The sequence below is a fragment of the Photobacterium ganghwense genome (genome assembly GCF_017329545.1).
Lineage (GTDB): Bacteria > Pseudomonadota > Gammaproteobacteria > Enterobacterales > Vibrionaceae > Photobacterium > Photobacterium ganghwense.
The window spans coordinates 1,245,753-1,258,697 of the sequence record NZ_CP071325.1; the positions used below are offsets into that span (position 1 = coordinate 1,245,753).

Consider the following 12,945-nt stretch of genomic DNA (forward strand, 5'->3'; position numbering starts at 1 on the left):
GACATGGAACGTTCCGATAAATCCGGCCTGATTGTGCTGGGGATATGCGTGCTGCTTGGCCTTTCGGCGTTAGGCTATATTTTGGGTCAGGCTGCGATTCAGTACAAAATGTATGACCGCACCGTCACGGTGAAAGGGTTGTCAGAGCGCGAGTACAAGGCTGACATTGTGATCTGGCCGATCCAGTTTAATGTGGCCGGGAATGATCTGACGGAGCTGTATAAGAGCATTGATGACCAGACCCATAAAATTCGCACTTATCTATTGAGAAATGGCATCGCAGAGGCGGATATATCCGTGTCATCACCGGCGATTACCGATAAATCGGCACAGCAATACGGTAATGATGCCGAGGCGAAATTCCGTTATACCGCGTTTCAGACAGTGACGGTGTATTCCAAAAATATTGATGCCGCCCGGTCGGTCATGAGTTCGTTGTCTGAATTGGGTAAACAGGGCATTGTTTTTACCGGGGATAACTACCAAAGCCAGACTGAATACCTGTTTACCCGTCTGAACGACGTGAAGCCGGAAATGATTCAGGAAGCCACCCAGAATGCCCGGGAAGTAGCCGAAAAATTTGCGCAGGACTCTCACAGCGATTTAGGCAAAATTCGTAAAGCCTCGCAGGGGCAATTCAGCATTGCAGCACGGGATCGAAATAACCCTCATATCAAACGTATCCGTGTTGTCTCAACCGTTGAGTATTACCTGTCAGATTAATCGTGCAGATGGCGTAAGGGTGCAAAAACGTTGCCCTCACGCTGACAGTTCTGACCCAAGATCTCGATATAAACCATCATCGTTTCAGATGCCATGCCGCTTCGGCGGCAAGGTATTCCTCCTGAGGCATTCCGTTCTTGAGCCTGTTATTGCACCGTCAGGGTATTCGCTGGTGGTTCAAGCGGCTTTGCTGTTTCAACGCTCAAGCATCAAGCCGAGAACGACCCACAGGGCTGTTTCTGTCTTCACGGGCCACATGGACATCGGTTGTCCTGAGAACCGTTTGCCGTGGGAACTGCTAGTGACGTTGTTTGTTATCCGGAATTGAGTGCATTTTCATTACGCCTTTTCATTTATCCCTTTTTCAATGTCTCTTTTGATCTCTTTTGATCTCTTTGTTTCACGATATAGGACGCTATTTATGGCCCAAATTACCTCAATCGAGCAACTGGGTGAGCTCTACAGCCAACCAAGTACCCGTGCTGCCAATAAGTCACTGTATGAACTGGATGGCTATACCCGAACGTTTATCGAGCATTGTCCGTTTTTACTGCTCAGTAGCGTGGATGAACAGGGGATGACCGATGTCTCTCCGCGAGGTGGCCTGCCGGGCTTTGTGGCTATTTTGGATAATAAAACCCTTCTTATACCGGACAGCCCCGGCAACAACCGTCTAGATACCTTCCGCAATCTGCTGGAAAGACCGGGAATCGGTCTGATGCTGATGGTGCCAGGTGTCGAAGAAGTCGTGAGAATAAAGGGGACCGCCAGCCTGCACGATGACGAAGAGTGGCTGGAACGTTGTCTGGATGGAAAGCGTCCGCCAAAACTGGTCATTAAAGTCGATATTCAGGAAACATTTTTCCACTGTGCCAAAGCGATTATGCGGGCAAAATTGTGGGACGGTACCTATACCGTTGACCGTGATATTCTGCCTTCTCTGGCTAAGATTCTCAAAGAACAGCAAAATCTGGACGGAGAAGCCATGGAGCAGAAAGAAATGGTGGATTACTACCAAAGTACACTGTAACCCTTGAATACCAGTCTTTGATCGACAGAGCAGCGTTAAGACGGCGACGCAGCATCGAGAATGGAATACTAACCATCAGGAAAGCACCGTGAAGAGTACGGAAACCCTACACATTAAAACCGTGGATGTTGATGCACACTATCCGCAATGCCTCGCGTTTCGTCGCGAGGCATATCAGTGCAGCTTTGGCCATACTGACGGGTTTGATGATGCGTTTGAGGATTATGAAGCTCGTATACGCAGTCGTCTTGAATTACCGGAATGGCGTTATGAACATGTCTGGCTGGGAGATGAGATTATTGGTCAGTTGGAATACAAAGCCTATTCTTTTGAGCCGGGTTTGGGTTATGTGCATCTGATTTATCTGGCTCCCGAGTATCGGGGAGCCGGAATAGCAGATAAGCTACAACATTACCTAGCCAAGCAGTTTCTCTCGCTGGGGTGCCAGGGTGCAATTCTCTCTGTCAGTAAAACCAATGTCAGGGCTCTCAGGCACTACCAGAAAAACGGTTGGAATTTCCTGAAGTCCAACTGCCAGATGCCGCCAAAGCAAACGGATTATTATCAGGTGCGATTCCAGAGCCTGCATCAGTGCTAAAGCCTGTATCAGAGCTAACACCTGAACCAGAGCGAAAGCCCCATGGAGATGTATGAATAACACATGTCACCCCACAAATGCCCCCGTCAGTCTCTCAACTCGCACGGCCGGTGAAGACGACTATGAATTTTTGTTTCAGTTGAAAAAGGCCGCCGAATTCGGACCAATCAGCGCCGTGTTCGGGTGGGACGAAGCACTGCAGCGTGAATTTCACCATGATGAGTGGTCTGCGGCCAAGCCAGAGGTCATCTGTGTCAATGGTCAGCGAGCTGGCAGCTATCTGGTGGAAGAGCGGAATATCAGGGATAAACTGACCAACGAAAGCTCTCCGGAACTGTATTTCTGTCGTTTCTTTCTATTGCCTGAGTTTCAGGGCAAAGGCATCGGGAGTGCGATTCTGGCACGGTGTGTCGCGCAGGCTGACAGGAGGCGTAATCTGATGCGTTTGTGTTATTTGCAGGGAAATCGTGTCGGGGAGCTGTATCAGCGATTTGGCTTTGAGATTGAAAACCAGGACACACAATTTGTCTATATGGTAAGGCAGCCTGCCACATGAGTTGGGAGACAAGTTGTTATCTCAAGCAGTACATACTCATGTATTTACCGCAGCTATCTGCCGCCATGTGAAAAGGTTCAGGGAAGAAAAATGAACAACAAACAGGTAACCGACGCGTATCGTCGTTTTGAACGTCAGGGACTGGTGCTGGAAGGCTTTCGCAAGGAAGTAACCACCAATGTTGTCAGATTCGTATCTGACGGCGAGTCTGGCAGTTTTATTAGTTTTTTCGAGGTGCCAGAGCAGGACGCTGACCAGTTGATTCAGCAAGAGATTGCTTACTTCACCACCCTTGGCAAAGACTTTGAGTGGAAAGTCTTCAGTACCGATGAACCAGCGGGGTTTGGAGAAAAACTGGTATCGCAGGGATTCGTGAAGGAATCAACAGAAAGCTTTATGGTTCTGCCACTGCCTGTTTCTCAGGCTACAGAGACAGATACTGATGCAGTAGCAGTTGCAGTTGAGATAGAGCCAACACGCTTTGAACCTGAACTGGTGGCATTACGTTCTGAGGCCGTATCAGTCGTTGAAGTGATTGATGAAGCTGGTATCCGCGCGGCTATGTCGGTGCAGGCGAAAGTGTTTGGTGGTAATTGGGAGGATCATACCGGTGAGTTAATTGCCACTAAGCAGAAAAGGCCGGATGATCTAAAAATCTATGTGGTGTTCGATGCGGAGATGCCGGTTTCATCGGCATGGCTCCGCTTTACCGAAGGTAGCCCGTTTGCTGGGCTATGGGGCGGCGCGACGCTCGACAGCCATCGCGGTAAAGGATATTACTCGGCATTGGTGAAGCGTCGAATTCGTGACGCGATGGTTAAGCAGAAGCAGTACCTGACCATCGACGCATCTGAGATGAGCCGAGTTATTGTTGAAAAGCATGGTTTTCAACATGTTGCGACGACATCCCCTTATTTGTGGAAGCTAACGCGGGGATAGCTTAAGCGATACCAGCAGTATTGACTTGTCGGGTACTAAAGCGCCTGGCATGGAACCCAATGTAGTAAAAACAGTGCTAAAAACCCACTATTCAAAGGAGTGAGTACGGTGAATATCGGCATATATATCTATGACAACGCAGAAGTCCTCGATTTTTCGGGGCCTTTTGAGGTGTTTACTACTGCGGCAAGAGTTGCCGGGCTCGACTGGCAGGTTTCGCTGATATCCGAGCATGGAGGGCTTGTCACTGCTCGGGGAAATTACCTGGTCCAGTCTCATTACAGCCTTTCGGCGCATCCGCCGTTGGATGTGTTGATTGTGGCAGGAGGTGTCCACAATCAGGAGCTGACCAAGCCGGACGTTCTGGCGTGGATTCGTCAGATGTCAGAGCAAGCCACCTGGGCGACCTCGGTTTGTACGGGCGCATTTATTCTGGCTAAAGCCGGGGTGCTGGACGGGTTAACCGTTACCACTCATTGGGAAGATATTCCGGCATTAACTGAACATTTCCCGGCCTTGAACGTTGTCAGCAACCAGCGCTGGGTCGAGCAAGGGAAAGTCATCACCTCGGCGGGGATCAGTGCCGGTATCGATATGAGCCTGCATCTGGTTTCCCGGCTGGAATCGGTTTCACTGGCTGAGCGCACAGCGCGGCAAATGGAGTATGAGTGGCAGGGTAACAAGCAAGGGTGAAAAGAGCGATTAGCCGCAGCGTCGGCTTGGCCGACGCTGAATGAGTCTTTCATGATGACAATTGGCGAGTGACACTCTTGACGCTCAGATGCTCAGCAAAGCGTGTCGTCCTTGAGGGCTTCATTCTCTGAGTCAGTCAGTGAGAAGTGACGCTTTTACATTTGTTTGAAGGCGTAAACAAAACAGGAAATCGACAAGAACAAGTAGAGAAGGCGCGTTATCTTTTGCCAGTTCTCCTCGTTGAGTGACAACCGTTTTTTATAGGTGGTAAAACACAAGGTATACATCGAATGTATAAAAATGACGTTACCAGCAAAAATAACAATTAATAAGAAAAAATGAATATTCTCATCGAGGTATAAAGGGTAAACCGAGGTAAAAAAGAGCAACGCTTTAGGGTTAGTGACACTAATGAGAACGCCACTGAGCATTTCATGATTCCTTGCCATTTTTTCGCGCAGAACAACCTTTTTATTATGGGGTTTAGCCGCGGCCAGCCATAGAAAGTAACACGCACCAAACAGCGTTACCCATCCCAGTCCTCCAGGGATATGGCGATCAACCCGAAGCAGCATCTCATGAGAGAAATAGCCAACCACCAGAATACCTATTGCGACGCCAATATAACCTCTGATCGCCGTTCCGGGACCTTTCGTCAGGGTATTGGTTATCGTAAAGACAACCGCCGCACCGGGACTTGCAACAGTCAACGCAGATATGATGAAGTAAGTAACGAGTGAACTCATGTAGGTAACCTTGGGAATCATTTTTGTGTCATCAGAGTACCGGGTTGCCAAAAAGATAATAATATCAATACGGTTTAAACATTTTTAACTAATGGTTTATGGTTACCCGTTTGGTCTAACTGGTGGAAGGTGTCATGGACAAATTTAAAGCTATCGAAACATTTATCACGGTGTGCGATGAAGGTAGCTTCACGAAGGCATCAGAAAAGCTTGGCGTGTCTGTGACCATGGTCAGTAAATATATTAATTTCTTAGAGAAAGAAATCCGGCTGAAATTGATTAACCGCAATACGAGAAAGCAGGAGATCACCGAAGCGGGAGCAATGTATTTAAGCAGTTGCAGAGCTATTCTGCGTGAGTTGGCAATAACCGAAAAACACCTTGAAAGCTACGCTACAGTGCCTGATGGAAGAATACGGATCTGCGCTCCGACCAATTATGGGACGTATGAGCTTTGCCCGTTATTACATGCTTTTAGTTCACAGCACCCCAATATTCGTATTGAACTGACTTTATCTGATGAAATTTCCGACATTATTGAAGATAAATACGATTTTTATTTTCGTGTGGGGCAATTATCCGATTCAGGTTTTATTGGCATGCAGGTTGGGGAGCAGCAGATGAGGTTCTGTGCTTCACCGGCGTATTTGGAGGCACACGGCACGCCAACGACTTTAGCCGATCTTAATGACCATAACGTGCTTGCTTTCAGCCCTTGGTTTGCAGGTTCTTCATTTAAACATCGTTTTGACCTGACGCCGTTATCCCTCGATGCGTCGACATTCGTTAGCAATAACGGCAACAGCTTGCGAATCTGCGCAAAGCTGGGTGCTGGTATCATTCTCCAGCCTTTGCCTTTGTTGGAAGATGATATAAAACGGGGCGAGCTGGTGGTTATCCTTGAAGATATCAAGCTGGAGCCTAGGCCCGTTTTTCTGATCTATCAAAGCCGCAATTTGCTTCCCGCCCGAATGAAGCTATTTATCGACTTCATTAAACAGTCCTGCAGTCAACGTAAAGGGATCTATCGGTGTTAGCCGTCTTCCTTTATCCTGAAAAAACGCTGTATCTTCAGAGTAATAAGTAAAAAACGGCATCAGACTCGCCGCTGTGCGGAAACAGAAGAGGGAGCTTAATGCTCCCTCTGGTTGCGGTTGCGGTTGTGATTGTAGTTTCGATTTGTCTGTTTGAGGCTTACTGCGTTTGCTCCAGCAGATGGGTTTTCAGGAACTTGTCCATCGCTTCATAGGCAGCAAGGCGGTTTTCCAGTGAGTAGAAACCATGCCCTTCGTTTTCTTTCACTATGTATTCCACTTCCACGCCGCGATCACGTAAGGCCTTCACGATTTGGTCCGACTCACTTTTGACTACGCGCGGATCTTTTGCCCCCTGCAAGACCAGTAAAGGTGCTTTGATGTTCTGAACATGGAAGACCGGTGAATAAGCGTGAAGCATTTTGGCTTCTTCCTGATCCTGCGGGTTGCCGACCATATCGTGCAACATGGCCAGATAAGGCTTCCAGTACGGTGGAATGGCATCCATAAACGTGAACAGGTTAGAGACGCCTACGTAGTCGATACCGCATTTATACACATCCGGAGTGAAGGTGACCCCGGCCAGCGTCGCATACCCCCCATATGAACCGCCATAGATGCACACATTCTCTTTACTGGCGAATCCTTGGTCGATGGCCCAGGCTACGCCGTCAGTAATGTCGTCCTGCATCGACTGACCCCATTGCTTGAACGACTTTTCCCAGAATTCGCGCCCATAGCCGGTTGAGCCACGGAAGTTCATTTGTAGTACGGCGATACCGCGGTTGGCAAACAGCTGAACTTCAGGATTAAACCCCCACACATCCCGCGCCCACGGGCCGCCGTGCGGCAGCACCAGCAGAGGCAGATCTTCAGCTTTACGGCCTTTCGGTAGGGTCAGGTAGCCGTGAATCAATGTACCGTCGCGTGAGGTGTACTGTATCGGCTTCATCGTTGCCATGTGTTCCGGCTTATGCCACGGGGCATTGTCGGCCAGCTTAGTCAGTTTGTCTGCCGTGCGGTCATACAGGTAGTAGCTCGGACGGGCAATGTCGCTGCTGGTGACGACAATAAACTTCGCCTCATCGCGGGTGGCGTTGTTAATCGAGACTTCACTGTCGGGAAAACGGCGTTGGAGTGCAGCGAACATGCTTTGAAAGCCATCGTCCAGAAAATGGTGTTGCACCTTGTCGGTAATGTATTCAATGCTGACCAGTTTGTTCAGATGGCGGGAATAGAAGGCATCTTCCACATCCACGTCCGGATGAGAGAATATTTCCCGAATTTCGCGGTTGTTGGCTACGTCATACTCGACGATCGCTGCTTTATCACGGGTGATACGTGAAACGGCATACAGGTTGTTATTGTCCGGGGTGAAAGCAATGGGGTTGAACGCTTCTTTGTAGCTCAGCTGTTTCAGCGGGCGGAAACTCCCTTGCTCGTTGTCCCGGTATAGCACCGCCGTATTCACGCCGTCGGTGGTCTCTATCGCGCGGATAATACCGTTATTGTCAGTCAGCCACTCGGTCACGTTCCCCGGGTTTTTCGCCACTAACTCACGCTTTCCGGATTCTAGGTGATAACGGTACACATCAAACACTTTGGGATCGCGCTCGTTACTGGTCAGCAGAATTTCATCTGGTTGATTTTCCAGCGTATCAATCACAAAAGCCTGAGTGCCCGTCGTCGGTGTGATGGCTTTTTGTTTGCCGGTGACGACGTTGACCATGACCAGATAGTAGTTTTCATCGCCACCGGTATCGCGGGAATAAATCAACGTGTCGTCATCGACCCAGTTGAAATACGCGATATCCCGTTCTGTCACATCAGTCAGCCGTGCAACCTTATCGGGTTGGTCGGTCGGATGGACGAAGATATTCATCCGATCCTGCCACGGCTTCAGCATGGCAATAAAGTCGCCATCCGGTGAAATCTGGTAGCTGCGCACCACGCTGTTGCGGAAAAAATAGTCAATCGGATATTCCGGTGGCACTGACTCAGCCTCTGAAGGCGTTGTGTTGGCGGTCGGTTGTGTCCCCGACTGGCTGCATCCGGCCAGTAATACGGCCAAACTGGCTGAAAGCAGTAACTTGCCTTGTTTCATTGTTGTGCTCCATGGTTATTTTCCAAGTCATCGCTTATGGTTAAAAAATGCAGATACTGATGACTTGCTTTATAGGCATGGTTTAGTCAGCTAATTTGCAAGTAAGTTTTTGCTGTCAGGAAATATTACTGATATTTAAGCCGTTAATGGGATGTCGGTAACGCTTTTGTTACATCTGGCTGAGGTGAATCATACGCTAGCCCCGTTTTCGGTAGCCGACAACGTGCGAGAGAAAGTGTTTGGAAAACCGCTCGTTGAAACGAAATCCATAGCCTATGTCGGTGTCATTCAGTTTGTCCCAGCCGGTTGTTTCGAAATACTGATTGATATCGTCCACCGCGTCTTCGGCATCAAGCAGGTGTTTTTTCTGCCATTGGTAAGTATTGGACACAACCAGTACACCGCCAGAACGGGTACTCTGCTTCAGGGCATCCATGATGGTCAGCGGAGACTGACACTGATCCAGCACATTAAGACAGACCGTTAAGTCGGCTTGGACGGTCAGGGTTTTTCCGTCAAACGGGGCATTGATACAGGTGATCTCGCTGTGCTGGCAGGCGCTGGCTATTACGGTGGTATCAATGACAAGGCTGCCCCGCTCATTGAGACCTTGGATGTAAGGAAAGGCATAGCAGCCCGGTGTCATCAGCAACTTCTGACAGTGACTGAGCAATCGTTGAGAAGGCTCAACAAGCCAGCTTTGACGAATCTGGGGAAAGCGTCGCAGCGTTTCGTAGGTGACACGCCCGAGGGCTGGACCCACTTCCAGATAGTGGCTCGGTGCCACATCGGCTTGTTGGCAACAGGCCGCAATAAACTGACTGACCTCGCGATAAAACGGAGAAATAACAAAGGCATCTGGTACGGGCTTGGAAGCACAAGCCAGTGGGGTGTTGTCACCCTGAGCCCGCAATACTTCCAGCCACTCCGCCTCAAAATAAGCACCCAGATTGCGTTCTTCGCAGTAAAAATCGTCCATATTGCTGTTCTCCGACCTAGCTTTTTTTATCCGAAATAGCTTCTTTATCCGACATCACTCTTTTCTCAGGCATAGCCTTTTTCTGGCACAGTCCTTTTCTTCGTCATCGCACTGTTTTCTGAGATGGCTCTGTTCTCAGACATGATGCTGTTCTTCGATTTAGTACTGATCTTTGATTTAGCACGGTTCTCTGATTGAGCATTGGTCTCTGACAAAATGCCGATCTCGCTCCGCGCCACGTGTCACTGTGCCACCAACTGACAAAAGAAATTCGGGAGCCGCGAGGATTAAAGCACAATGCATTCAGTTGTTTATGCTGAAAAAGAAAGTTTGAGATCGCAGTGGATTAACCGGCAGAAAATGGGATGAAAAAAAGGGAAGGGCACAAGTGCGCTTCCCAAAGGTTTCGAGTCTTCTGTTATTTTTGTAATTCGTTGAGGTGATCTGGTTTAGCTGTTCAGGAAATGTCCCATTTCCCGGTACACCTGTTCGCATTCGGCCTGAACCAGATCTTCCATATTCATAAAGGTATGAATCATGTCTTCAAAATGCAGGTGACTGACAGGAATGTCGTTGTCCTCAAGCTGATTGACATACGCAAACCCTTCATCACGCAGCGGGCAGAATTCTGCTGTAATAACAAATGTCTCCGGCAAGTTAGGAGTAAATTCGCCATACAGGGGAGATGCCTGATAGCGGTTTTCACCGTGACGGAAGTAATTGTCAAAATACCATGCGATTTTGCTGGTGTGCAGCAGATAGCCGATGGCGTTCTGCTCCAGTGACGGCATGCTCATGGTGTAATCCAGGCTGGGGTAAATCAGTACCTGGCGATGAATTGAAACGCTGGCATCAAACTGCGCCAGACGGCTGACGCTGGCAGCCAGTGCACCGCCACCGGAGTCCCCGCCAATCGAGAGCTGTCTGGCATACCGGACGGCTTGACTTTCGAGCGTTGTCCAGAGGTGTTTGACCACGTTATAGGCATCATTTAAACCGGCCGGATACGGGCACTCCGGTGCCAGGCGGTATTCAACGGACACCACAATGTGTTGGGTGGTGAGGGCCATTTTCCGGCAAAGCGGGTCATAGACGGTGACGCTGCCGCCCATGTGACCACCGCCGTGAAAATACACCAGAACCGGCAGTTCGCGGGTAGGGTCCGGGTGGTAAATACGCACCGGCACGTCGTACTCTTCCCCGGCGACAATGTCATCTTGTACCCAGGCGATAACCGGCGAGGTGGTGACCAGCCCTCTGGTGAGGTTGGCCAGTCCTTCCCGTGCGTTGACAGGAGTCGCTTTGAAGCCGTTTTCTATCAGAATCGCTAGTTGCTCGTTAAAAACGGCCAACCATGGCTGAAGTTTGGGGCTGACTTGTCGCATCCTTGATCTCCTGTATCCTGAAATAAATTACGCCCGGCGTGTTGAGGGAGACAATTGCTCAGCGCGTTTTCCTGTTTCTGGCAGGAAAAAGCTGGCTAAGAAAAATGTCGAGGAACAAGCGACAGCAAAGCTGGCTGCAACCGAAATATTGCCGGTGCTATCTGCCAGCACACCTGCGAGGTACATCAATATCGTTTCAATAATGTATGACACTGACCAGAACATACCAAAAATAACCGTGATTTTTGCCGGGTTCATGCCGGGTAACTCCTGCGGCAGGGTAATTAAACAGGTCATTGGCATGAACATAAAAAATCCTGCCAGAAAGGCTGCGGCGTAAGCCAGTGCCGGGCTGCTGGTTGTAATCATGATGGCAGCACTTGCCGTCATGGCGAGGCCGCAATAACGAATGACGGGCACCCGTAACGGATACCGTTTGGCCATGATGATACCTGCAACGGTTCCCACCATACCTGCCGCGATCATGATAGAAGACAAATACTTAGCCTCGACGGCAAAGGTCGGAACCAGAGGGAACAGCGAAAAGACTGCGATATAGCAGAACAACAGTCCGGAGTAGGCAATGGGCAGCCACCAGTTAACCGGCTCTTTCATGCCATCGGACAGGGAATAAGTTTCTGCTGGCGTGGAAGATTGGGAGGCTTGAGAAGACCCCGTCAGGGAGAAATCGTCACTGATCACCCACCACACTACGAGTATCGCGAGGCTTGCTATCGAAATAGCGGAGACAACCTGCTGCCAGCCGTCAAAAACCGACAGCATGAGGCCGGTCAGGAGCAAAGCCATCAGATTGCCGGTGTTAAAAGCCGCCGCATTGATGCCATTCACGACAGGACGCTCTTGTGAGTCAAAGTATTTCACCACAATGGGGTTGAAGTAGACGATCACGAACGCGCCGCCAAAGCCCATAATCAGGCGGGAAAACACATACAGCGGGTAGTTAGAAGCAAAGGCGCAGAGAATGCCGGCAACGATAAGCAATGAGGCAAAGGTAAAGGCTTTTTTCGGCCCCAGTTTGATCAGCACCCAGGCTGCCAGCAGATTACCGACAATTTTGGCAATGGTGATGGCGTTGGTTATCCAGGTGGCAGACGTCATATCTTCCACACCATAATGCAGCATGATGTCCTTTGTCATCATGGCTCCGGATACCCAAGACATGGCAAACAAGGCATAGGTGAGAAAGATGACACCTTCGATTAAGTGCTTTTTCTGCATCGCTATCACTCCCTGTGACTTTGCTGAACGTGATTGGAGAAAGAGGGGCGCTTATTAATGGTAACGATTACGTGCTGCCCCCGGTTACTTACGTCGCATCCCTTGTTATCGGCTTGCCCCGTTGGCCACCTATTCCCATTGGCCACTCATCATTATCTCCCTGCCGTCATTGGCAGACTGTGTTTACTCTAGCGGTTTACGGCCGAAAGGATTATGCCGATTTCGCAAAATACTGTTGTGTGATCTCTGACAGCTATTGGGAGGAGAGATAAATTTGAAAGGGCTTGTTTGGGAAGGGGGATTTATCAAGATAGCGTCCTCTACTGCCATACCTGCCTGTAATACCGGTCTCAATTGCCGCATTGCGTTCAGGAGCGGCAGCCGTAACGTATGTTGCACCACAGCTTGCGGGAAAGATTCGATAAAAACCGCTAAATTCATTCGGATGTTGCGATAAAGTATAAAGATTACGGTGGTTTGAATCGGAGCAATGAATGCTTAACTTTAATCTGGAAGATGTCAGTCAGGTGCTGGTCGGGGCTTTTGCGCTGGCTGTGCCGATTTCTTTTTCGGAAGAAGCCTGGCGGTTGGGTGAAACGCTGCCGTTACCCAATTTACTGATGTTGCTGTGTTTATCGTTTTGCTTTCTTGGTTTTTTTGCGTATGAAAGTGTTTTTCAGGGCAATATCAGACACCGGGTCTTTGGTTTTTTCTTCCGTGTGGTGGTGGCATACCTGATCGCGGCAATGGTCGTGGGGCTGGTGTTGCTGGCGCTGGATAAACTGCCTCTGATGACTGACCCGTTAATGTCATTACGGCGGGTTATCGTGATTGCGATGCCGGCATCGATGGGCGCCATTGTGGTAGACAGTTTCGACAAGGAATAACGCCCTAAAAACAAAATAAACAACCTACATAA

At 49.4% G+C, this 12,945-nt stretch carries 13 protein-coding genes; 8 read left to right on the forward strand and 5 right to left on the reverse strand.

The genetic code is table 11. The annotated features are described in order from the left end of the window. Nucleotides 1-3 precede the first annotated feature (3 nt). The 6 genes from FH974_RS05950 (at nt 4) to FH974_RS05975 (ending at nt 4,539) form a co-directional block, all read left to right on the forward strand. Nucleotides 4-723: an SIMPL domain-containing protein gene (locus tag FH974_RS05950; RefSeq protein ID WP_047883430.1), complete on the forward strand. Its 720-nt coding sequence runs from the start codon at nt 4-6 to the stop codon at nt 721-723. 421 nt (nt 724-1,144) lie between these two features. Further along, complete coding sequence (locus FH974_RS05955) at nt 1,145-1,753, forward strand: pyridoxamine 5'-phosphate oxidase family protein (protein ID WP_207103565.1); 609 nt, start codon at nt 1,145-1,147, stop codon at nt 1,751-1,753. Nucleotides 1,754-1,841: 88 nt separating this feature from the next. Further along, entirely contained in the window at nt 1,842-2,351 is a 510-nt protein-coding gene (locus FH974_RS05960; protein WP_207103566.1) for a GNAT family N-acetyltransferase, read from the forward strand. A gap of 52 nt (nt 2,352-2,403) precedes the next feature. Then, entirely contained in the window at nt 2,404-2,907 is a 504-nt protein-coding gene (locus FH974_RS05965; RefSeq protein WP_047883432.1) for a GNAT family N-acetyltransferase, read from the forward strand. Nucleotides 2,908-2,997: 90 nt separating this feature from the next. Next, on the forward strand, nt 2,998-3,846 hold the full coding sequence (locus FH974_RS05970) for a GNAT family N-acetyltransferase (protein WP_047883433.1): 849 nt from the start codon (nt 2,998-3,000) through the stop codon (nt 3,844-3,846). A gap of 108 nt (nt 3,847-3,954) precedes the next feature. Beyond that, entirely contained in the window at nt 3,955-4,539 is a 585-nt protein-coding gene (locus FH974_RS05975) for a DJ-1/PfpI family protein (RefSeq protein ID WP_047883434.1), read from the forward strand. A gap of 155 nt (nt 4,540-4,694) precedes the next feature. On the opposite strand, the gene FH974_RS05980 is transcribed toward FH974_RS05975, so the two are convergent. Continuing rightward, nucleotides 4,695-5,285, reverse strand: a complete 591-nt coding sequence (locus FH974_RS05980; protein ID WP_047883435.1) for a LysE family translocator — start codon at nt 5,283-5,285, stop codon at nt 4,695-4,697. Between the two features lie 134 nt (nt 5,286-5,419). Here FH974_RS05980 and FH974_RS05985 point away from each other — a divergent pair, with 134 nt between their 5' ends. Continuing rightward, nucleotides 5,420-6,322, forward strand: coding sequence for a LysR family transcriptional regulator (locus FH974_RS05985; protein WP_047883436.1), 903 nt, complete (start codon nt 5,420-5,422; stop codon nt 6,320-6,322). Between the two features lie 157 nt (nt 6,323-6,479). Here the strand turns inward: FH974_RS05985 and FH974_RS05990 are convergent, their stop codons facing one another. From FH974_RS05990 to FH974_RS06005, 4 genes are all read right to left on the reverse strand, one after another. Beyond that, on the reverse strand, nt 6,480-8,423 hold the full coding sequence (locus tag FH974_RS05990) for a S9 family peptidase (RefSeq protein ID WP_047883437.1): 1,944 nt from the start codon (nt 8,421-8,423) through the stop codon (nt 6,480-6,482). A gap of 196 nt (nt 8,424-8,619) precedes the next feature. Then, nucleotides 8,620-9,402: a hypothetical protein gene (locus tag FH974_RS05995; RefSeq protein WP_047883438.1), complete on the reverse strand. Its 783-nt coding sequence runs from the start codon at nt 9,400-9,402 to the stop codon at nt 8,620-8,622. A gap of 449 nt (nt 9,403-9,851) precedes the next feature. Continuing rightward, entirely contained in the window at nt 9,852-10,787 is a 936-nt protein-coding gene (locus tag FH974_RS06000; RefSeq protein WP_047883439.1) for an alpha/beta hydrolase, read from the reverse strand. A gap of 27 nt (nt 10,788-10,814) precedes the next feature. Beyond that, nucleotides 10,815-12,026, reverse strand: coding sequence for an MFS transporter (locus tag FH974_RS06005; protein WP_047883440.1), 1,212 nt, complete (start codon nt 12,024-12,026; stop codon nt 10,815-10,817). Nucleotides 12,027-12,520: 494 nt separating this feature from the next. Between FH974_RS06005 and FH974_RS06010 the strand changes: the two genes are divergently transcribed. Next, the gene (locus tag FH974_RS06010) at nt 12,521-12,913 is read left to right on the forward strand and encodes a DUF2391 family protein (protein WP_047883441.1); all 393 of its coding nucleotides are present in this window, start codon (nt 12,521-12,523) and stop codon (nt 12,911-12,913) included. Nucleotides 12,914-12,945: the final 32 nt, after the last annotated feature.

Coding starts and splice junctions, on each gene's coding strand:
- FH974_RS05950 (WP_047883430.1), top strand. CDS start 4: ATGGAACGTTCCGATAAATCCGGCCTGATTGTGCTGGGGATATGCGTG.
- FH974_RS05955 (WP_207103565.1), top strand. CDS start 1,145: ATGGCCCAAATTACCTCAATCGAGCAACTGGGTGAGCTCTACAGCCAA.
- FH974_RS05965 (WP_047883432.1), top strand. CDS start 2,404: ATGAATAACACATGTCACCCCACAAATGCCCCCGTCAGTCTCTCAACT.
- FH974_RS05970 (WP_047883433.1), top strand. CDS start 2,998: ATGAACAACAAACAGGTAACCGACGCGTATCGTCGTTTTGAACGTCAG.
- FH974_RS05980 (WP_047883435.1), bottom strand. CDS start 5,285: ATGAGTTCACTCGTTACTTACTTCATCATATCTGCGTTGACTGTTGCA.
- FH974_RS05985 (WP_047883436.1), top strand. CDS start 5,420: ATGGACAAATTTAAAGCTATCGAAACATTTATCACGGTGTGCGATGAA.
- FH974_RS05990 (WP_047883437.1), bottom strand. CDS start 8,423: ATGAAACAAGGCAAGTTACTGCTTTCAGCCAGTTTGGCCGTATTACTG.
- FH974_RS05995 (WP_047883438.1), bottom strand. CDS start 9,402: ATGGACGATTTTTACTGCGAAGAACGCAATCTGGGTGCTTATTTTGAG.
- FH974_RS06000 (WP_047883439.1), bottom strand. CDS start 10,787: ATGCGACAAGTCAGCCCCAAACTTCAGCCATGGTTGGCCGTTTTTAAC.
- FH974_RS06005 (WP_047883440.1), bottom strand. CDS start 12,026: ATGCAGAAAAAGCACTTAATCGAAGGTGTCATCTTTCTCACCTATGCC.
- FH974_RS06010 (WP_047883441.1), top strand. CDS start 12,521: ATGCTTAACTTTAATCTGGAAGATGTCAGTCAGGTGCTGGTCGGGGCT.